This window comes from Bradyrhizobium valentinum (genome assembly GCF_001440405.1).
Taxonomy (GTDB): domain Bacteria; phylum Pseudomonadota; class Alphaproteobacteria; order Rhizobiales; family Xanthobacteraceae; genus Bradyrhizobium; species Bradyrhizobium valentinum.
Genome location: NZ_LLXX01000017.1, coordinates 34,297 through 53,785 on the forward strand (window position 1 = coordinate 34,297; position 19,489 = coordinate 53,785).

17 protein-coding genes and 2 riboswitches are annotated in these 19,489 nt (G+C 62.9%); of the genes, 9 read left to right on the plus strand and 8 right to left on the minus strand.

All coding sequences use genetic code 11. From position 1 onward, the window contains the following. Positions 1–88: 88 nt before the first annotated feature. Both CP49_RS42200 and alaS read right to left on the minus strand, forming a co-directional pair. Complete coding sequence (locus CP49_RS42200) at positions 89–442, minus strand: septal ring lytic transglycosylase RlpA family protein (RefSeq protein ID WP_082645825.1); 354 nt, start codon at positions 440–442, stop codon at positions 89–91. Positions 443–1,332: 890 nt separating this feature from the next. Then, positions 1,333–4,008, minus strand: coding sequence for an alanine--tRNA ligase (alaS, locus tag CP49_RS01815; protein WP_057848610.1), 2,676 nt, complete (start codon positions 4,006–4,008; stop codon positions 1,333–1,335). Positions 4,009–4,223: 215 nt separating this feature from the next. Then, a riboswitch (glycine riboswitch) is annotated at positions 4,224–4,314 on the plus strand. A gap of 3 nt (positions 4,315–4,317) precedes the next feature. Then, positions 4,318–4,396: riboswitch (glycine riboswitch) on the plus strand. A gap of 55 nt (positions 4,397–4,451) precedes the next feature. Between alaS and gcvT the strand changes: the two genes are divergently transcribed. The 3 genes from gcvT to gcvP all read left to right on the plus strand — a co-directional run bounded on the left by gcvT (position 4,452) and on the right by gcvP (position 9,035). Further along, positions 4,452–5,597 carry a glycine cleavage system aminomethyltransferase GcvT gene (gene gcvT / locus CP49_RS01820; protein ID WP_057848589.1) on the plus strand — a complete coding sequence of 382 codons (1,146 nt, stop codon included), beginning with the start codon at positions 4,452–4,454 and terminating at the stop codon, positions 5,595–5,597. An 18-nt stretch (positions 5,598–5,615) separates the two neighbouring features. After that, positions 5,616–5,981 carry a glycine cleavage system protein GcvH gene (gcvH, locus tag CP49_RS01825; RefSeq protein ID WP_057848590.1) on the plus strand — a complete coding sequence of 122 codons (366 nt, stop codon included), beginning with the start codon at positions 5,616–5,618 and terminating at the stop codon, positions 5,979–5,981. A 150-nt stretch (positions 5,982–6,131) separates the two neighbouring features. Further along, the gene (gene gcvP, locus CP49_RS01830; RefSeq protein ID WP_057848591.1) at positions 6,132–9,035 is read left to right on the plus strand and encodes an aminomethyl-transferring glycine dehydrogenase; all 2,904 of its coding nucleotides are present in this window, start codon (positions 6,132–6,134) and stop codon (positions 9,033–9,035) included. Between the two features lie 106 nt (positions 9,036–9,141). Here the strand turns inward: gcvP and CP49_RS01835 are convergent, their stop codons facing one another. Together CP49_RS01835 and recA are read right to left on the minus strand one after the other, a co-directional pair. Beyond that, positions 9,142–10,134, minus strand: a complete 993-nt coding sequence (locus CP49_RS01835; protein WP_338060321.1) for a hypothetical protein — start codon at positions 10,132–10,134, stop codon at positions 9,142–9,144. A 162-nt stretch (positions 10,135–10,296) separates the two neighbouring features. After that, positions 10,297–11,388, minus strand: a complete 1,092-nt coding sequence (gene recA, locus CP49_RS01840) for a recombinase RecA (RefSeq protein ID WP_057848592.1) — start codon at positions 11,386–11,388, stop codon at positions 10,297–10,299. A gap of 725 nt (positions 11,389–12,113) precedes the next feature. On the opposite strand from recA, the gene CP49_RS01845 reads away from it, so the two are divergent. From CP49_RS01845 to CP49_RS01865, 5 genes are all read left to right on the plus strand, one after another. Further along, on the plus strand, positions 12,114–12,353 hold the full coding sequence (locus tag CP49_RS01845) for a hypothetical protein (protein ID WP_057848593.1): 240 nt from the start codon (positions 12,114–12,116) through the stop codon (positions 12,351–12,353). Positions 12,354–12,630: 277 nt separating this feature from the next. Next, a complete protein-coding gene (locus CP49_RS01850; protein WP_057848594.1) occupies positions 12,631–12,828 on the plus strand; it encodes a hypothetical protein in 198 nt (65 codons plus the stop codon). A 317-nt stretch (positions 12,829–13,145) separates the two neighbouring features. Then, the gene (locus CP49_RS01855) at positions 13,146–13,325 is read left to right on the plus strand and encodes a hypothetical protein (RefSeq protein ID WP_063791610.1); all 180 of its coding nucleotides are present in this window, start codon (positions 13,146–13,148) and stop codon (positions 13,323–13,325) included. Between the two features lie 1,158 nt (positions 13,326–14,483). Beyond that, a complete protein-coding gene (locus CP49_RS01860; protein ID WP_057848596.1) occupies positions 14,484–14,663 on the plus strand; it encodes a hypothetical protein in 180 nt (59 codons plus the stop codon). Positions 14,664–14,878: 215 nt separating this feature from the next. Continuing rightward, positions 14,879–15,121 carry a DUF6894 family protein gene (locus tag CP49_RS01865; protein ID WP_057848597.1) on the plus strand — a complete coding sequence of 81 codons (243 nt, stop codon included), beginning with the start codon at positions 14,879–14,881 and terminating at the stop codon, positions 15,119–15,121. A 3-nt stretch (positions 15,122–15,124) separates the two neighbouring features. Here the strand turns inward: CP49_RS01865 and CP49_RS01870 are convergent, their stop codons facing one another. The 3 genes from CP49_RS01870 to CP49_RS01880 form a co-directional block, all read right to left on the minus strand. Beyond that, positions 15,125–15,460 (minus strand): PilZ domain-containing protein, encoded by a 336-nt coding sequence (locus CP49_RS01870; protein WP_057848598.1) that lies wholly within the window; start codon positions 15,458–15,460, stop codon positions 15,125–15,127. A gap of 100 nt (positions 15,461–15,560) precedes the next feature. After that, complete coding sequence (locus tag CP49_RS01875) at positions 15,561–15,791, minus strand: hypothetical protein (protein WP_156437954.1); 231 nt, start codon at positions 15,789–15,791, stop codon at positions 15,561–15,563. Between the two features lie 78 nt (positions 15,792–15,869). Beyond that, a complete protein-coding gene (locus tag CP49_RS01880; RefSeq protein WP_057848599.1) occupies positions 15,870–16,154 on the minus strand; it encodes a hypothetical protein in 285 nt (94 codons plus the stop codon). Positions 16,155–16,393: 239 nt separating this feature from the next. On the opposite strand from CP49_RS01880, the gene CP49_RS01885 reads away from it, so the two are divergent. Beyond that, complete coding sequence (locus CP49_RS01885; RefSeq protein WP_057848600.1) at positions 16,394–16,855, plus strand: PaaI family thioesterase; 462 nt, start codon at positions 16,394–16,396, stop codon at positions 16,853–16,855. Positions 16,856–17,407: 552 nt separating this feature from the next. On the opposite strand, the gene CP49_RS01890 is transcribed toward CP49_RS01885, so the two are convergent. Further along, positions 17,408–19,444 (minus strand): pyrroloquinoline quinone-dependent dehydrogenase, encoded by a 2,037-nt coding sequence (locus tag CP49_RS01890; protein ID WP_057848601.1) that lies wholly within the window; start codon positions 19,442–19,444, stop codon positions 17,408–17,410. Between the last annotated feature and the right edge of the window lie 45 nt (positions 19,445–19,489).

A 19,489-nucleotide genomic window follows, 5' to 3' on the forward strand; every position in this document is an offset into this window, starting at 1 on the left:
CGTATCATGGAAGAATCTGGGATCACATGGCAATAGCGTCTTGGAATCACTGTCGGCGACAGCCGGCCTGGCGCGATGCTTCAGCCCCTCACGGCGTAGCTTCCCACTTGTGCTTATCTACCTCAGCGAGAGAGACCCTCGCAGTCCCGGCGATGCCAAGCACACGGGCGGCGCCAGTGGATAGGTCTATGCACCGTCCCCTCACGAACGGACCACGATCATTTATCCGGACGGTGACGCTTCGCCCGTTGGAATGTGAGGTGACTGTGACCTGAGAGCCGAATGGTCTGGCGCGATGCGCCGCGGTCATCGCATTTGGATTCATCCGCTCCCCCGATGCGGTTCGGCCGCCGCCGTAGCCATAGCGGGAAGCAATACAGGTCTCGGCGAATGCCGGCGCAGATAGACAGAGCGCCAGGGCGGCGCATAACGGGCGGATCATCGTCACCCTTCCAGACCGAGGCCCAATTGGCCAACTGCCAACTTTTCCGCGGCCTCTAAGTTCCGGCAAGAGTGTAAGAACGACGAAAACAGCACAGCATCGCGCGCAACAGGATCGTCTGAGAGCAGGAGAACAGCGGTATCAGCCGGCGCAGGACCTGCAAGATCTTCCTGACACACCTGACCAGATGAGACGCCCGGACAATCGGCGCCCTACCTCTTGGCCTCAAGATACGTCGTCCATACGGCGCTGGCTAAGGTCTGTGATGCCTTGCGAGCGCATGTCTTTTCGACTTCCGCGACGATCGAAGACACACTGATTCTCGGCTGTGTTTGACCACTCGCCGCGGCAACATAATTAAGTCCCGTCCAGAAACCGTGAATCCAGACAGTACCCTCTAACCGATGCTCTTCCGTAGATCGCCAGTGAGCGCAACTCATGCTCCCTACTCCGACCATCTCGACCGAAACCTTGGCGTCCTGCGCTGACGCCACGCAGACCGAAGCGCCAAAGGCGATCGACGCAAATAGAGATGGCTTTATCGTCCACCAGGTCATTCTGGCACCTCTCGCCCGAACGCCAAAAGTCGGCTGTCGCGTAAGTCCAGCGATCGGGTTGTCTACCGGAATGCCGCTACCAATGATGCCCGCAAGGTCCGTGGCACCATCGAGGGTTCGATCAACGTGGATGCTCTACAGCATCACCACGAATTAGGCCGCAGCGTGACGAATGAAGATGGCGTCAGCCTTTGTGCTGTTCCACGTGTAGGCGCGATGGATGGCGCGAAGATCCTGCTCGGCAAGTCGGCCATCAGCCATTGCAACCGCAGCGACAGCGCTGGCGATCGCGACCAAAGCGCGTATGATTTCACGCCTCGGCTTGCCTGCGCTTCAAGCGCCCATCATCGCCTGCTCGATCGCCGACAGCGCCGCATTCGCCTTGGCCCCATCGGGCCCGCCGGCCTGCGCCATGTCGGGCCGGCCGCCGCCGCCCTTGCCGCCGAGCGCTTCTGAGCCCTTGCGCACCAGTTCGACCGCGTTGAACCGCGCCGTGAGATCGGCGGTGACGCCGACGACGATACCGGCCTTGCCGTCCTCGGTGACGCCGACAATTGCGACGACACCGGAGCCGATCTGCTTCTTGCCGTCGTCGACCAGGCTCTTGAGATCCTTGGTCTCGACGCCCTCGATCGCGCGGGCCAAGAACTTGACGCCGCCCGCTTCGCGCACGCCGCCGGCTGCGCCGTTGCCGCCCGAAGCGCCGCCACCCATCGCGAGCTTCTTGCGCGCGTCAGACAAATCGCGCTCGAGCTTCTTGCGCTCTTCCATCAGCGCCGCGATACGCGCCGGCACATCTTCAATCGAGGTACGAAGCTCGAAGGCCGCGGTCTTCGCCAGCGCCATGGTATCGTTGGCGTGCTTGCGGGCGTGACGCCCGGTCAGCGCCTCGATGCGCCGCACGCCGGAGGCCACCGCGCTTTCGCCGGTCACCGAAATGAGACCGATATCGCCGGTGCGGCGCACATGGGTGCCGCCGCACAACTCCACCGACCAGCCGAGCGCGTTCTGCCCTTGCTCGCGGGCCTGCTTGCCCATCGAGACCACGCGGACCTCGTCGCCGTATTTTTCGCCGAACAACGCGCGCGCTCCGGCCTCGCGTGCATCGTCCACCGCCATCAGCCGCGTGGTAACCTCGTCGTTTTCGAGCACGACCTCGTTGGCGATGTCCTCGATACGGGCGAGCTCTTCCGCCGTGATCGGCTTCGGATGCACGAAATCGAAGCGCAGGCGATCCGGCGCGACCAGCGAGCCGCGCTGGGCGATGTGATCGCCGAGCACCTGCCGCAGCGCCTCATGCAACAGGTGCGTCGCCGAGTGATGAGCGCGGATCGAGGAGCGCCTGCTGTGATCGACCTCAAGCTGCAGCGCGGTGCCGACCTTCAGCGTGCCCTGCTCCACCGTGCCAATGTGCACAAAGAGATCGCCGGCCTTCTTCTGCGTATCCGTGACGCGGAACTTGACGCCCTCGCCCGACAGCACGCCGGTGTCGCCGACCTGACCGCCGGACTCCGCATAGAACGGCGTCTGGTTCAGCACGATCGCGCCGCTCTCGCCGGACTTGAGACTGTCGGCATCCTTGCCGTCCCTGACCAGCGCCGTCACCACGCCCTCGGCGCTCTCGGTGTCGTAGCCCAGGAATTCGGTCGCGCCGAGTTTTTCGCGCAAGGGGAACCAGACGTTCTCGCTGGCGGTATCGCCCGAACCCGACCATGACGCGCGCGCCTTCTCGCGCTGCCGCTCCATCGCATCCGAAAACGCCGCCTGATCGACGCTGATGCCGCGCGACTTCAGCGCGTCCTGCGTCAGGTCGAGCGGGAAGCCATAGGTGTCGTACAGCGTGAACGCGGTATCGCCGTCGAACATGTCGCCTTTCTTCAGGCCACTGCTCTTTTCGTCGAGGATCGAAAGCCCCCGCTCCAGCGTCTTGCGGAACCGCGTCTCTTCCAGCCGCAGCGTTTCCTCGATCAGCTTTTCAGCGCGCACCAGTTCGGGATAGGCCTGGCCCATCTCGCGCACCAGCGCCCAGACCAGGCGATGCATCAACGGTTCACGCGCGCCGAGAAGCTGCGCATGGCGCATGGCGCGGCGCATGATCCGGCGCAGCACATAGCCGCGGCCCTCGTTGGACGGCAGCACGCCATCGGAAATCAGGAACGAGGACGCGCGCAGATGGTCGGCGATCACGCGCAACGAGGCCTTCTGCTCGCCTTGCGGGTCGGCGCCGGTCAATTCCGAGATCGCGCGGATCAGCGCGACGAACAGGTCGATGTCGTAATTGTCGTGCTTGCCCTGCAGCACCGCCGCGACGCGTTCCAGTCCGGCGCCGGTGTCGATCGACGGTTTCGGCAGCGGATTGCGCACGCCGCCTTCGAGCTGCTCGAACTGCATGAACACGAGGTTCCAGATCTCGATGAAGCGGTCGCCGTCCTGCTCGGCCGAGCCGGGAGGACCGCCCCAGATCTTGTCGCCGTGGTCGTAGAAGATTTCCGAGCACGGCCCGCACGGGCCGGTGTCGCCCATCTGCCAGAAATTGTCGGAGCCGGCGATGCGGATGATGCGCGACTCCGGGAGACCAGCGATCTTCTTCCAGAGATTGAAGGCCTCGTCGTCGTCGATATAGACGGTCGCCGTCAGCTTGTCCTTCGGCAGGCCGAATTCCTTCGTCACCAGATTCCAGGCAAGCTCGATCGCGCGGTCCTTGAAGTAGTCGCCGAACGAAAAATTGCCGAGCATCTCGAAAAAGGTGTGATGCCGCGCGGTGTAGCCGACATTGTCGAGGTCGTTGTGCTTGCCGCCGGCGCGCACGCATTTCTGCGAGGTGGTGGCGCGCTGATAGGGCCGCTTCTCGACGCCGGTGAAGACGTTCTTGAACTGCACCATGCCGGCATTGGTGAACATCAGGGTCGGGTCGTTGCGCGGCACGAGCGGCGACGACGGCACGATCTCGTGGCCGTTCTCCGCAAAGAAATCCAAAAATTTCGACCTGATCTCGTTGACGCCGCTCATGTTCATCCAATCGGAAATGGGGCCGGGTCGGACCTGCAAACAGCCTTAATCTTCCGGCGGGAACGCTTTTAGACAAGGCGGCCTGCGGTGTCCAGAAACTGTGCAGGCGGATCATAGGCTTGCCGCAGCACACAAGATGGGCACGCACATCCCGTTGATAATGCTGCGGCTGCGTTGACAGGCTTGGCAAGCCTGTGTTTCCCTACCTATATTCTAGACGTCACGTCGGGAGAGATCGGCTTAAGCGCCGGCGCCGAAGGAGCAACCGCCCCGGAAACTCTCAGGCAAATGGACCGCGTGACGAAATAGCATCTGGAAAGTGACGCCGGGCGGCTTTGGCCCAGGGCGTCCGCCGACGGGATAATACTCTCAGGCACAGCGACAGATGGGGCTTTCTTTGGGTTTTCGGAGGCTGGTCTCCGGAACCCATGAGGGCCTGACGGATGCTGGCACAAGACAAATCTTCCCTACAGCGCACTCCCTTGCACGGGCTCCACGTGGCGCGCGGCGGCAAGATGGTTCCCTTCGCCGGGTATGAGATGCCGGTGCAATTCCCGGCCGGCGTGCTCAAGGAACATCTGCACACGCGAAGCGCCGCCGGGCTATTCGACGTCTCGCATATGGGCCAGCTCGCGCTGCGGCCCAAATCCGGCAAGGTGGAGGATGCGGCGCTGGCGCTGGAGCGGCTGGTGCCGCAGGACATCGTGGCCGTTGCGCCAGGACGGCAGCGCTACGCCCAGTTCACCAATGAAGACGGCGGTATTCTCGACGATCTGATGGTGGCGAATTTCGGCGACCATCTGTTCTTGGTCGTCAATGCCGCCTGCAAGGCCGAGGACGAGGCGCATCTGCGCGCGCATCTCTCCGATACCTGCATCATCGATTCGCTGGCCGATCGCGGCCTGATCGCGCTGCAGGGACCGAAGGCCGAACAGGCTTTGGCGAAACTTGGTGCAGACGTGTCGGCGATGCGGTTCATGGATACGGGCCCGCGCCAGGTCGCCGGCCTCGACTGCTTCGTCTCGCGCTCCGGCTATACCGGCGAGGACGGTTTTGAGATTTCGGTACCGGCCGCACAGGCCGAGGCCTTGGTGACGATGCTGCTCGAAAACCCCGAGGTGCTGCCGATTGGACTTGGCGCGCGCGACAGCCTGCGGCTGGAAGCCGGCCTTTGCCTCTACGGCCACGACCTCGACACCACGACGACGCCGGTCGAAGGCGCGCTGGAATGGTCGGTCCAGAAAAGCCGCCGCACCGGCGGCGCCCGCGCGGGCGGATTTCCCGGCGCGGACAAGGTCCTCTCGCAGTTCGAAAAAGGCGCATCGCGCCGCCGCGTCGGCTTGCGCGCCGAGGGCCGCGCCCCGGTGCGCGAGGGCGCGCTGTTGTTTGCGGATGCGGCCTCCAGCGAGGCCGTCGGCAAGGTCACCTCGGGCGGCTTCGGCCCGAGCCTGAATGCGCCGGTTGCGATGGGCTATCTGCCGACGTCGCTCTCGGCCAACGGCACGTTAGTTTTTGCCGAAGTGCGCGGCCAGCGCCTGCCGCTGCAGGTCGCGGCCATGCCCTTCGTTCCCAACACCTATAAACGCTGATTCACCAGAGGAAGTTTCATGACGACGTTGTTCACATCAGACCACGAATGGCTCCGCATCGAGGGCGATGTCGCCACCATCGGCGTCACCGACTATGCGCAATCGCAGCTCGGCGACGTCGTGTTCGTCGAACTGCCCAAGGTCGGCCGCTCACTGAAGAAGGCCGAGGCTGCCGCCGTGGTCGAATCGGTAAAGGCCGCCTCCGACGTCTACGCGCCAATCTCGGGCGAGGTGGTCGAGGTCAACGAAGCGCTCGCCGCCGAACCGGCACTGGTGAATTCCGACGCCGGCGGCAAGGCCTGGTTCTTCAAGCTCAAGATTGCGGACAAGAGCGAACTCGGCGGCCTGATGGATGAAGCCGCCTACAAGGCACACACGGCGTGAGGGACGCATGACCTTAACCGTCATGCCCCGCGCAGGCGGGGCATCCAGTAACCACCGACATCAGCGATTGAACCGAGACGTCCCGGCGTACTGGATCGTCCGCCTTCGCGGACGATGACACCGAAGTTTGCAAATTCCAGCGAGGCACCAATGAACGCGCCGCTCAAGACAACAGCCGAAGCCGCCACCGATTTCGTGCGCCGCCATATCGGCCCCTCGCCCCGCGACATCAGCGCGATGCTGGACAGCGTCGGCGCGAAAAGCCTCGCTGAACTGATGAGCCAGACGCTGCCGTCGTCGATCCGGCAGAAGGCGCCGCTCGATCTCGGCCGCGCGTTGAGCGAAACCGAGGCGCTGGCGCATATGCGCGAACTCGCGGCGCAGAACCAGGTGTTCACCTCGCTGATAGGCCAAGGCTATTCCGGCACCATCCTGCCCGCGGTGATCCAGCGCAACATTCTGGAGAACCCGGCCTGGTACACGGCCTATACGCCGTATCAGCCCGAGATTAGCCAGGGCCGGCTGGAAGCACTGTTCAACTTCCAGACCATGATCTGCGACCTCACCGGGCTCGACGTCGCCAACGCTTCGCTGCTCGATGAAGCGACCGCCGCGGCCGAGGCCATGGCGCTGGCCGAGCGCGCCTCGCAGGTAAAGACCAAATCGTTCTTTGTCGATGCCGAGGTGCATCCGCAGACGCTCGCGGTGCTGCGCACCCGCGCTGAGCCGCTAGGCTGGAATTTGGTCGTCGGCGATCCCCTCACCGATCTCGATTCCGTCGAGGTGTTCGGCGGCCTGCTGCAATATCCGGCAACATCCGGCGCGGTTCGCGACCTCAGGCTGGCGATTGTGGCGCTGCGCGCCAAGGGAGCGCTGGCCGTCATCGCCGCCGATCTCTTGGCGCTGACGCTGATCGCCTCGCCCGGCGAGCTCGGCGCCGATATCGCGATCGGCTCGGCGCAGCGCTTCGGCGTGCCGATGGGCTATGGCGGCCCGCATGCCGCCTATATGGCGGTGCGCGATGCGCTGAAGCGTTCGCTGCCCGGCCGCATCGTCGGACTGTCGGTGGATTCGCGGGGAGCACCCGCCTATCGGCTGGCGCTGCAAACCCGCGAACAGCATATCCGCCGCGAAAAGGCCACCTCCAACATCTGCACCGCGCAGGTGCTGCTGGCGGTGATCGCTTCGATGTATGCGGTCTATCACGGCCCGGAAGGGCTGACGCATATCGCGCGCACGGTGCACCGCCGCGCCGTGGTGCTGGCGGCGGGGCTTGCAAAGCTCGGCTTTGCGCCGATGTCGCAGGCGTTCTTCGATACCTTCACCGTCCAGGCCGGCGCGAAGCAGGGCGAGATCATCGCGCGGGCGCTCGCGGAACGGATCAATCTGCGGATTGGTACCGGCACGCTCGGCATCGCCGTGGACGAGACTACAACGCCTGATATCGTCGAGGCGGTGTGGCGCGCGTTCGGCGGCAAGCTGTCCTATGCGGATGTCGAACTAAGCGCGCGCGAGACGTTGCCATCAGAACTGAAGCGCGACAGCGCCTTCCTCATCCATCCGGTGTTCCACGCGCACCGCTCCGAGACCGAGCTGTTACGCTATATGCGCAAGCTCAGTGATCGCGACCTCGCGCTCGACCGCGCGATGATCCCGCTCGGCTCCTGCACCATGAAGCTGAACGCGACCACGGAAATGATTCCGCTGACCTGGCCCGAGTTCGGCAACCTGCATCCGTTTGCTCCAGCGGAGCAGGCGCGCGGCTACCACGCGCTGTTCAAGCGCCTGGAACAATGGCTGTGCGACATCACCGGCTATGACGCGATCTCGCTGCAGCCGAATTCCGGCGCGCAGGGCGAATATGCCGGGCTGCTCGCGATCCGCGCCTACCATGCCGCCCGCGGCGAGCCGCACCGCAAGGTGTGCCTGATCCCCTCCTCCGCGCACGGCACCAATCCGGCCTCCGCCCACATGGCCGGCATGGAGGTGGTGGTGACGGCCTGCGACATCAGGGGCGACGTCGATGTCGACGATCTCCGCGCCAAGGCGGAGAAGCATTCCAAGAATCTCGCCGCCGTGATGATCACCTATCCCTCGACGCATGGCGTGTTCGAGGAGCACATCACGGAGATCTGCGACATCGTTCACAGCCATGGCGGCGAGGTCTATCTCGACGGCGCCAACATGAACGCGCAGGTCGGTCTGTCGCGGCCCGGCGATTACGGCGCCGACGTCTCCCATCTCAACCTGCACAAGACGTTCTGCATTCCGCATGGCGGCGGCGGCCCGGGCATGGGGCCGATCGGCGTGAAGGCGCATCTGGCGCCCTATCTGCCAAGTCATCTTTCAACAAGTCATCCTTCAAATTGCCATCCCGCAACCGACGGCGCGGTGCCGCACCCGGTCGGACCGGTGTCGGCGGCGCCATCAGGCTCGGCGTCGATCCTGACGATCTCCTACATCTACATCCTGATGATGTCGGGCGAAGGCCTGAGGCGCGCCACCGAGATCGCGATCCTCAATGCCAACTACATAGCGAACCGGCTCGATCCGCATTTCCCGGTGCTTTACCGGAACGCCAAGGGACGCGTCGCGCATGAATGCATCGTCGATCCCCGCCCGCTCAAGACCACCAGCGGCGTCACCGTCGACGACATTGCAAAGCGCCTGATCGACTACGGGTTCCACGCGCCGACCATGAGTTTCCCGGTGCCGGGCACGCTGATGATCGAGCCGACCGAATCGGAATCCAAGGCGGAGCTGGATCGGTTCTGCGATGCCATGATCGCGATCCGAAGCGAGATCACGGAGATCGAGATCGGCCGCTGGAAGGTCGAAGCCTCGCCCTTGCGCCACGCCCCGCACACCGTGCACGACATTGTCGATGATGCGTGGAGCCGCGCCTACAGCCGCGCCACGGGTTGTTTCCCCGACGGCGTCTCACGCACGGACAAGTATTGGTCCCCGGTCGGCCGCGTCGACAACGTCTATGGCGATCGCAATCTGGTGTGCTCGTGTCCGCCGGTGGCGGACTACGCGCAAGCCGCGGAGTGAGGCTCTCGTAGGATGGGTAGAGCGCAAGCGAAACCCATCATTCTTATCCGCAAGTGCCGCACGATGATGGGTTTCGCTTCGCTCTACCCATCCTACGGTCGCGCCGCTACGGCTTCACCAGCGCCGGATTCCAGCGCCAGAGATTATCGTTGGTCAGGTGCGTGCCGCCCCACCAGCGATCGATCGGATTGTGCCGGCTGAAGTCTTCCTTATGGGCGAGAACAGCCTTGCCGAATTCGGTCAGCGACAGCTCGCTTCGCAGGTAAGCCCCGTGCCGGTCCCGTAAATTTTCGCGGCTGAGCGTGCGCAGTTGCTCGTCGAGGCCTGTCACGGCCGGACGCGGGCCAAACGCAAGCCCATCCAGCAGGTACCCGTACTCCCACTCACCGAAAATGCGCGTTTGCCGCAATTGTCTGAGATGAAAAAGCGCATTCGTGAGCGAGTATCCCCGCGCGATCAGCTCAAGCATCCGCATTTCCGTGGCGCCAAGCCCCGTCGAACTTGACGGCAACTCTTCGAGCAGATCGATCAAGACGGGTCTGAGGAGCGGCAAGGCGCTCAGATCCTGGCCGAGCAGATCGAAGCATGCCTCCGGCGTCGGCGCCCGATATGCCTGCCAGGCCGCGCTGGCCGTCTCAAGTTCCTTTTCGGTGACATCGACAATTGGCGGCCGCCACTTGCCTAGTCGTTCAAGCTCGATCATCGCGAGGTCAACCAGACAAAACTTCAACTTGGCGACGGTCTCCGGATACGACCGGAAGTAATCGAGCAACCAGACCAACTGCAACTGAGCATTGGGTTGCGTGTCGAACCACAGTTCGACCCTCTCGTAGTGCTGACAGAATTCAGCCAGGCTGAGATCGAGATCCTCGCGATCGCTATTTTTGCTCCTGTTCCCCCCGGTAGCAAAGTCCGACCAGTGATGCCCGTGTTTCACGTCCGGTGTGCCTGGGCCGAGATAGGTTGCGAGCTCGTCCGGCGAAGGCAACGGTCCCCAGCCAAAGCGAAAGAAGAAATTGAGCACGAGATCGGCGAATTCCGGCTCGGTGAATTCCGGGATCATCCAGCCGGTCAGGATCAGAGGCTTCATCACACCCATCCACTACACAAAACAAAACGGGCGCTGAAGACGTCGGCAACTCCACGTCCGCAGCACCCGCCTGTCGCGTTTCAAACCTTGCCGGTCTGAAGCGTCGGAAACTTTTTTTTAAGTGAGCATGATCTTTCCGGAAAACCGGTACCCACTTTTCCGGATCATGCTTTATTCGTCGCCCGCCGGCTCCTCGCCGTCGGCGTCGCGCTCGGCGGGACCGGCGAGGATCTGCTCGGCGATCAGGCCGGAGTTCTGGCGGATCGCCGTCTCGATCTTGGCGACCATGTCGGGATTGGCCTTGAGGAACGCTTTTGAGTTTTCGCGTCCCTGCCCCAGCCGCTGGCTGTCATAGGAGAACCAGGCGCCGGATTTCTCGACGATGCCGGCCTTGACGCCGAGGTCGAGGATCTCGCCCATCTTGGAGACGCCTTCGCCATACATGATGTCGAACTCGACCTGCTTGAAGGGCGGCGCCAGTTTGTTCTTCACCACCTTGACGCGGGTGGTGTTGCCGACCACTTCGTCGCGCTCCTTGATCGCGCCGATGCGGCGGATGTCGAGGCGGACGGAGGCGTAAAATTTCAGCGCGTTGCCGCCGGTGGTGGTTTCCGGCGAGCCGTACATCACCCCGATCTTCATGCGGATCTGGTTGATGAAGATCACCATGGTGTTGGACTTGTTGATCGAGGCGGTCAGCTTGCGCAGCGCCTGGCTCATCAGCCGCGCCTGCAGGCCGGGCAGCGCATCACCCATCTCGCCCTCGAGTTCGGCCTTCGGCACCAGCGCCGCAACCGAATCGACCACCAGCACGTCGACCGCGCCAGAGCGCACCAGCGTGTCGCAGATTTCCAGCGCCTGCTCGCCGGTGTCCGGCTGCGAGATCAGGAGTTCGTCGATGTTGACGCCGAGCTTGCGCGCATAGACCGGGTCAAGCGCGTGTTCGGCGTCGATGAAGGCGCAGATGCCGCCCTTCTTCTGCCCTTCCGCCACCGTGTGCAGCGCCAGCGTGGTTTTCCCTGAGGATTCCGGCCCGTAGATTTCGACCACCCGCCCCTTCGGCAGGCCGCCGACGCCAAGCGCAATATCGAGCCCGAGCGAGCCCGAGGAAATGGTCTCGACGTCCATCGAGCGGTCGTTCTTGCCCAGCTTCATCACCGAGCCCTTGCCGAACTGGCGCTCGATCTGAGAGAGCGCGGCAGACAGGGCCTTGGTCTTATCCATGGAGGATCCTTCAACGATACGCAGGGCAGTGGCGGACATAATACGTGCTCCTTATGGCGGGGATTCGCGAGCGGGACAAACGGACGTTGGGCAAGTTCGGGATTCGATGGCGTGCAGGAACCTGTACCACGTTTGTTCTCCGTTCGCAATATGTTCTTTTTGTTGCTCGGCACAGTGGCCCACTTTGAACCTTGGCACGCCCTGTGCTGACAGATATCTGCCGGGGGATTGCACTGTCCGGATTCAGCACAGCGCCACCAAGCATTATTCGGCTTGGGGGCGCTGTTTGCATTAGTGGCCTAGTTTGATCCAGCGAGTGGCCTATTTCGGCCAGACCGTTGCTCGCCTGAGAGGAAAGGAAAAGCAGGATCACGAAAACAGAAAGACCCCGATCAGCAAACCTGCTGCAAATGCCCAGAGGCCTAATGTGCAAGCCGAGACAATGCGGACGAGAATACGGAGATCCTGCGGGACCTCATGGGATCGATCCGTCATTGCAGCCGTCCCCCCTGAGCAGCAATTGCTGGGGCCGTCCTTTAATGGCCGGGCGGCATCCCGGCCGCCCGGCCACGCATTAAACCCCAATTCCGGCCCCGTCTGTCCGGCTTCCGACATTGTGGTTTTCGGTGGCCTGATTTGAATTGGCGGGTGGCCTATTTCGGCGAGTGCCTTAGGTTGCTGTCCGTATTTGACCCTGGTGTGCCAAGCTCGAACGATTCCCGATCTACCAAGTTATCCCGACCGCAATCTGGAGGAGACGGGAAATGAAATGGACGTTGATGATCGGCGCGGCGCTATTAGCCAGCCCGGCTTTCGCGGACCCCTGGAAAGACGAGAGCGGCAAGGGCCGCTGGGGTGGTGATCGCGGCGGCTACTACGGGCGCAGCTACAACGAAGCCCGCGAATACAAGCAGGAGTTCTATCGCGGCCCCTGCAAGATCGAACGCAAGTGGGAGCGCAACGGCGAGTACAAAGAAGAGACCAAGTGCAAGGGCTACCGTTAGCATATTGAAACCTCGAAACCCGTAGGCCCACCGCGGCCCCGCCTTCCGGGCCGCGGTGACAAGATCCAGATCAAGGAAATTAGTCCTGTAAGAACATAACAAGTCCGGCATGCTGTCCACTGCGACCATCTGATCCCGGCTAATCGCCAATAAATGACTCGCGCCCGTAAAGTTCCAGGCGCACACTGTTCCCGTCACCTGCGGCCCTACGGCATCTATCGGTGACGAGAACGCGCGACTGCGCACACGCGTTTGTCTGACGGAATGGAGCAGCACCATGCAGCACCACCGTTACGAGGATATGCTGACTTTCCCTGATCGGCTGGAAAAGGAAGCCGAGAGGCTTCGACAGGAAGCCGAAGCCACGCCCCCGGGACCCGAGCGAGAGGCGCTGCTAAAGAGGGCGCGGCAGGCAGAGACCGCGCTCCATATCAACGAATGGCTGACCTCGCCTGGGTTGAAGCCACCGGCGTAAGGCCGCCTCAATTGGCGGCCTCTTTCAGATCCTGTCCCGCATCGGCAAGGACGGCCCAAGAAAGATCAGCCACCGCCGGAGCAGATCAATGCGCCCAATGCGTATGTGTCGTCTGTTTCGCCTGCACCCGGCTTCATTTCATCCATAAGGAAACCGGAAAACTCCTGGGCGAGGACTGACGCCGCGACCGTTGGCGTGCCTTTCCGGACACAGGGCCGCGCTTTAAGTTCAGTTTTGTACCGTTCTCCCGGAACGGATTCCGCCGCAATGCGTAATTGCACCGGATGTGCGACGGGTCAGTAACGGGGAACCAAATTGTGCCGGGTAAAAAATATCTAACGGAACAAGCGGCAACCTTTCTCAAGTTCGCAATGGCCAGTACGGATCCGGATGTCGCCGCGGGCTTTCTCGACAAGGCCGCGGATCTTTCGGCCAAGAGCAAAGAGGCGCCGGACGCCAGCCCCCGGCCGCCTGATGTAGAGCAGCCGGAAAGCTAGCTCTCCGATGAGGCCGCCCAACAGCGGCCTCATCGTTTATCGGCCCATCGCAAATCAAGACGCTGACGTCGCTTACAATTTTACGCGTGCTTGCAGTTTTACCTGAACCGTCCGTCAAGAGGCGCACGCTATGCCTTGCGCATGCAGATACAAACGACCGCCCTGGCCTACGAACCCATCCTGCCGACGCTTCAACAGCATGGCGCCCATTTCCTCACACGGCTCTTGAGCCTCGGCCGCGCCCCGGAACCTTCAAGGATACCGCAACCAGTCCGGCCGGACGCGCCGTCAAGAACCCATATACCGCCGCGCCAGCCGCATCCCACCCGCCAGCAATAGAAGCAGGCACCACGTCGGCGCCTGCGAGCGGCAGGCCATTGCTGTCCCTTGGCGGTCGCAGCCTGCCATGCCGCTCATCGGCGACGCCCAGCCAAACGACCCCGCCGCATGGGGCAATGCAGCGAGGTCGCCGATGACGGGGAAAATCTGGAAGACCACCCCCCGTCCTCGCAAGAGATACGCCCGCCGCAGGGCCTCGTTTCAGCGTCCAAATCGCCCGGCAAATCGTTTTAAGCGGCGCGTTGAACCTTTTTCATTCCGTTTAGACAAAACTCTTGCCTGGGATATTGCATCACTCGGGGAATAGGCCTGCGCCGCCAAGCGACCATACTCCGCTTGCGCGGCGCAGTGCTTTTTTGGGCGTGCCGAAACGGGGCAGGCGATTTGGACGCGCACGGCGTCGAAACGTATCGGGGCAAGGATTTTTGCCGCAGCGGCGCGCGGCCAAGCTTATTCCAGCCGATGGAAATCATGAAACTTTGCGGTTCCACCCCCGTTATTGCAGTGGAATGCGAGAGATTTCCATGAATCACAGAGGCATAGAGGACACGCTGACCAGATCGGAAAGCCCGGGGTTCTGGATTTGGCAAGTTCGGATCGGCGACCCTGGTCAGGTCGGGAAGGACCGAGGCAAGGCTTGCGCTATCGGCTGTCCGCCGCGTCCCGTTGAAGATTGATCGCGAGCTGACGCGAGCGGCGCGGCAACTGACGCACTGATGGGGGGTCCGCGCGCTTACCTCACGGCCGCACCCTTTCACCGGGTGTCCCGACCGGTGCCAAGTCCCATGTAGGTGTATTGGGCCGCAGCGGGATTTTCATATGATTTACAAGGGCGTTGAATACACCGTGACGGCGGTCGCTCCAGGCATCTGGAAATGGCAATTCCGCATCGGCGACAAGGTCGTCTCAGGCAAGACCGAAGCCAAGCTCAATCTGCTTGCCATCCGGCGGGTCCAGCTTCGGATCGATCGGGAGCTAAAAAAAGTCGAACGGGAATAAGCCGCTCGCCGGATTCTTCCGTCGGTCTCCCATCGGAGAAGATTTAAGCAATTTCAGTAGGATAGGGTTGCATGACAACCGGGCCCATATGCCCGGCAACGTGCTTGGGCCCGTAAAAACCCGGGGTTGATCTTTCCGTATGCCAGGAATCCACTCGCCGCCTCTTGCGATCCTCCGGTCCAACGGCGGTCCATTTTGCATTTTGGTCACTTGCCATGCCGATCTTCTTCTTCAGCGTTCGACATGGCGAGGACGCATGCGTCAGCAACGATGGCGCAGAGTTTGCGGATCATAACGCCGCGTGGAGGGAAATGACGGGGGTCTGCGGCGACATGATCGCGGACGTTTCCCGCAAGCTGCCCAAAAATGCCGAGTGGCAGATGGAATTGCTGGATGAATCCCGGAGGCCGGTATTCCGGATTCGCCTTGTTGCGGAGACCCTGCAGGACAGCGGTTAATTGTCAGGCGTGCGTCTTTCGGGAAGCGGTATCCGGTTCACCTGCCGGTGCAACGCCCTTCCGCAGCTCCCGGGCGGAGATGAACCGGACGCCGACCAGTTCGCCCCTGCGCCAGATCAACGTGCATAGCCGGCGCACCTCGCCACCGGCGGTGAGGGAAAGGCCGAACATCTTCGGCACCGCGAGGTCGCCCACATCAAGACAAGCGCCGTTCTCGGAAATGTCGAGGATGTAGCACTCGATCCATGGCGCATCGGGCGCCGGAATCAGGAATCCTGGCTTGTACAAATCGACCCGAACGAACTTCCGGGCGCCGAGGTCTTTGCGGTCTCTCGCCATGATTTCTCCTGTGCGGGAAAAAACTAGGCGGAATACCTGAATACCGGGTTATCGGAATTGGGCAAAAACGGGGGTGTTGGCCGATTCCTGATCATTGCGCCTAATCGGCACTCGCAAGCCGGCGCATCGTGAACTCGATGTCGCCACCGGGCAGCTCGCGCCAGCTTTCGACCGAACTCATATAAGCCGCCTTGGGGTAGCGGCTGAGAAAGTCACGCGCCCTCGCCCGGGCCTCCTCGCGCGGCAGCGTGAAGGTCTCGCGCAGATAGCCGTCGTCCGGCTTGCGCCGGCCGGCCATCCGGCTCGCGAGATCGCGCGGGCGAAAGACCACGTCGTAACTCCAGACATATGACGACAGGTCCAATATAGGGGTGGCGGCGAATGAATCCTACTCGCCGCTTTCACGAGACTACTGGCTGCTGCTGCCGGTCTTGCTCTTCTTGGCGGGCGCCGCGGCCCTCGCTGCGTCCTTGGGCGCCTCGGTGCCGCGCACGATGCCCCAGGGATCGGAAGAGGCCTTGGCGTCGGGGATCTTCCTCAGGGAATCCTTGTAGGCTTTTTCCCTGATGGCCTCCTGTTCCTTTTCCTCCGGCGATTTGGACACGAGTTCCGGGATCAGGTTGACATTGGGGGTCTGCGCGTAGGCCGTCACAGTCAACAACACCACCACCGCGGCCGCGCTCAGCATTCTCATGACGCTCTCCTTTGCGTTTTCGCAAATGTACCACCGGCGCAACCGCGCCGCCAAGCACGACGGCCCCAGCCTTTGGTTTGTTGGACGCGCGCTCGCAGGCGGCCGGACTGGCAGGATTTCAGCGATTGCGCTCAATCGCGCCGGATCGTGCCGCATTTGAGGCGGGACACCGGTGTTCCCTTCGCCGCAATGACCACTACAATGCGCCGAAACAATATCGGGCGAGGAAACAGCCGTTCATGCAACAACAGCCACAAGCAGCCGAATTCGGTATCGCGGAAGCCAGGCAGGTGCTTGCCGAAGTATTTGCGCCATGGGTGATGGATCTCAATCTGTCGATCGAGCGCTTTGACTTCGCGCCATCAGGCGATGCCGCCGACTGGCAGCCGGGCGCGATCCTGCGCCTGCCGTTCTCGGAGCGGCTCTGCCGCAATGGCGGCACCGTCTCGGGCCAGGCGCTGATGGCCTTTGCCGACACCGCGATGGTGATCGCCAACCTCGCCGCCAACCGCGGCTATCGGGCGATGACAACTGTAGACCAGACCACGCATTTCATGCGCGCGGTCTCTGCCTCCGACGTGCTGGCCGATGCGCGCGTGGTCCGCCTCGGGCGCACCATGAGCTTCGGTCGCGTTACGCTTCTCGCCGCCGCCGACAACAAGCCGGTGGCGATGGTCTCAAGCGCGTTCGCGATGTTGTAGAGAATCGTAGGTGGGCAAAGGCGCATCTGCGCCGTGCCCACCATCTATCACCGATCACAATAGGCCGCCCCCGTAGTTCTCTCGTCTTGCGGGAACATGATTCGTCTGGTGTCTTGGCGTTGAGATTGTCGAGGGCCGAACCATGCTCAAAACTACTCTTGTGATGGCGACCATCGCCATCATCGCTTGCGCCGTGGTGATCGCAATTTCCGAACTCCTCTCTCGCGGGCGCCAACCGCAAGCTGGTCCCCCGCCGCGGCGCCGGGCTTTTTAACGACAGTGCGGGCTACGCGGCTGGTGAGACATAACCATCGCCGCACAAACGGTGCGCTCCCTCCCCCTTGCGGGGTCCGAGACGAGCGAAGCTCGCTCAAGCATCCGTGCCAGCGACCACCTGCTACTTTGCATGGGGTTGTTTTCGATATTGCGCACCGGGGCGGGTGAGCCAGTATTCCAGAGACAGCAGGAATCGAACCGATAGGCCGCGGCGTACTGGATCGTCCGGTCAAGCCGGACGATGACGGCAGCGAGCTGTTAGAGCGAAAATCATCCTCACGCCCCCACCCTGCTCCGTCTCCGCCGCCACCGCCACACCAACGCCGCCATCAGAACGATCACCAACCCAGCCGTGATCGCCCCGCTCATGAAGCGTCCGCCGGGCCGGTCGATGGTGCGCGACCGCAGCGAGGGCGCCTCGCCCGGCCGCGCCAGGCGGAACGCGACGACGCTGTCGCCGATGGTGGTGCCGGACTCGGAATGACCGCCGGCGCCGATTGCGACATATTGCTCGCCCTTCCACAGATAGGTCATGGGATTGGCGACACCCGGCACCGGCAGCCGGCCCTGCCACAGCTCCCGACCCGACCTGGCGTCGAACGCGCGCAAATAAGCATCCATCGCGCCGGTGAAGACGAGACCGCCGGCGGTGATCGCGACGCCACTGACGAGCGGCGTGCCGAAGGGCAAGGCGATGCCGAGCGGCGCGCGATCCTCCGTGGTGCCGACGCGGGAACGCCAGAGAATCTTGCCACCCTTCAGGTCGACCGCGACCATCTCGCCCCAAGGCGGCTTGTTGCACAACAGCCCCAAAGGCGACAACGCGACCGCGCGGGTTATCGCAAACGGCGCGCCCTGCTGCCGTCCAAAGTCGTGCCCGGGCGGCGGATCGAACCCTTGCGCTGCCTTGCGCGGAATCAGTTTGACGACATGGACCGCGCGCGATGTGTTGGCGTAAAGGATCTGGTTGACGGGATCGAAGGCAGCGCCGCCCCAGTTCACGCCGCCGCCGGTCATCGGAAACACCACGGTGCCTTGCGTCGAGGGCGGAGTATAGAGGCCATCGTTGCGCGCCGAGGCGACCTGCGCGCGGCAGGCCCCGCTTTCCCAGAACGGAATCAAGCCGAATACGTCGTCGGCCGAAATTCGCTGCGACAGCAGCGCCGGTACGTGGGTCGGAAACGGCTGCGTCGGCGAGAGCTGCTCGCCTTCGGCGCCGCCCTGCGGCACCGCGCGCTCCTCCACCGGCCATACCGGCTTGCCGGTATCGCGGTCGAGCACGAACACAAAGCCCTGCTTGGTCGGCTGGATCACGACGTCGCGCTGGCCATCGCCGGTATCGATGCGCGCCAGCGTCGGCTGCGCCGACAGGTCGTAATCCCAGACATCGTGGTGCACGGTTTGAAACGACCAGACCCGTTCGCCGGTCCCGGCGCGCAGCGCCACCACCGAATTGGCGTGATCGTTGTCGCCGGGCCGCTTGCCGCCCCAGAAATCCGGACTCGGCGAGGATGTCGGCAAAAATACCAGGCCGCGTTCCTCGTCCACCGACATCGGCGCCCAGACATTGGCATGGCCGGCATTGATGCCGCTATGCACCAGTGGATCGAAGTCCCAGCGCGGACGCCCTGTTCGCGCATCGAAGGCGCGTACCGTTCCGGCCGGCGCCTCGACGCGGCGGTTGTCCGCAATCGCAGAACCGACGATCACGGTATCGCTGACAATGACGGGAGCCGATGTGATCTGGAATTCGCCGGGCCATTCCAGCGGCGTGCCGATCTCGATTCCGATCTCGCCATCGGCGCCGAAATCGGCGCAAGGCATGCCGGACCTCGCGTCGAGCGCGATCACGCGTGCGTCGTTGGTACCCATGAATATCCGTGCGCGGCAGGCGGCGTTGTCGGACGCCTTGTCATCAACCCAATAGGCCACGCCGCGGCAAGTGTAGCGGTTGGCCGGGCGTTGATTGGTCGAGATCTTCGGATCGTATCGCCACTTCTGCGCGCCGCTGCCCGGATCGAGCGCAATGACTTCGTTGAAGGGCGAGCAGAAGATCAGGCTGTCTTCGACGAACAGCGGGGTCGCCTGAAACTTGGTCCGCCTCATCACGTCAGGCGCGCGGCGGTCGAGATCGCCGGTACGAAACTCCCAGGCGCGGACGAGATTGCCGACATTGTCCGGCGTGATCTGGGCAAGCGGCGAAAACCGCGATCCCCCGCGATCGCCGCCCCAATGCTCCCAGGCGAAAGCCGGAAGCGAGATACAGATGAAGACGGCAACGAAGGAAGTGAACAGACCAACCGGATTTCGCATCCTGCCCCCGCAAGCGCAGCGCAACGCTTGCGGGATCGATTACCC

Bases quoted from the DNA above. Each gene is read 5' to 3' on its own strand.
- CP49_RS42200 (WP_082645825.1), bottom strand. From the start codon at position 442: ATGATCCGCCCGTTATGCGCCGCCCTGGCGCTCTGTCTATCTGCGCCG.
- alaS (WP_057848610.1), bottom strand. From the start codon at position 4,008: ATGAGCGGCGTCAACGAGATCAGGTCGAAATTTTTGGATTTCTTTGCG.
- gcvT (WP_057848589.1), top strand. From the start codon at position 4,452: ATGCTGGCACAAGACAAATCTTCCCTACAGCGCACTCCCTTGCACGGG.
- gcvH (WP_057848590.1), top strand. From the start codon at position 5,616: ATGACGACGTTGTTCACATCAGACCACGAATGGCTCCGCATCGAGGGC.
- gcvP (WP_057848591.1), top strand. From the start codon at position 6,132: ATGAACGCGCCGCTCAAGACAACAGCCGAAGCCGCCACCGATTTCGTG.
- CP49_RS01835 (WP_338060321.1), bottom strand. From the start codon at position 10,134: ATGGGTGTGATGAAGCCTCTGATCCTGACCGGCTGGATGATCCCGGAA.
- recA (WP_057848592.1), bottom strand. From the start codon at position 11,388: ATGTCCGCCACTGCCCTGCGTATCGTTGAAGGATCCTCCATGGATAAG.
- CP49_RS01845 (WP_057848593.1), top strand. From the start codon at position 12,114: ATGAAATGGACGTTGATGATCGGCGCGGCGCTATTAGCCAGCCCGGCT.
- CP49_RS01850 (WP_057848594.1), top strand. From the start codon at position 12,631: ATGCAGCACCACCGTTACGAGGATATGCTGACTTTCCCTGATCGGCTG.
- CP49_RS01860 (WP_057848596.1), top strand. From the start codon at position 14,484: ATGATTTACAAGGGCGTTGAATACACCGTGACGGCGGTCGCTCCAGGC.
- CP49_RS01865 (WP_057848597.1), top strand. From the start codon at position 14,879: ATGCCGATCTTCTTCTTCAGCGTTCGACATGGCGAGGACGCATGCGTC.
- CP49_RS01870 (WP_057848598.1), bottom strand. From the start codon at position 15,460: ATGGCGAGAGACCGCAAAGACCTCGGCGCCCGGAAGTTCGTTCGGGTC.
- CP49_RS01880 (WP_057848599.1), bottom strand. From the start codon at position 16,154: ATGAGAATGCTGAGCGCGGCCGCGGTGGTGGTGTTGTTGACTGTGACG.
- CP49_RS01885 (WP_057848600.1), top strand. From the start codon at position 16,394: ATGCAACAACAGCCACAAGCAGCCGAATTCGGTATCGCGGAAGCCAGG.
- CP49_RS01890 (WP_057848601.1), bottom strand. From the start codon at position 19,444: ATGCGAAATCCGGTTGGTCTGTTCACTTCCTTCGTTGCCGTCTTCATC.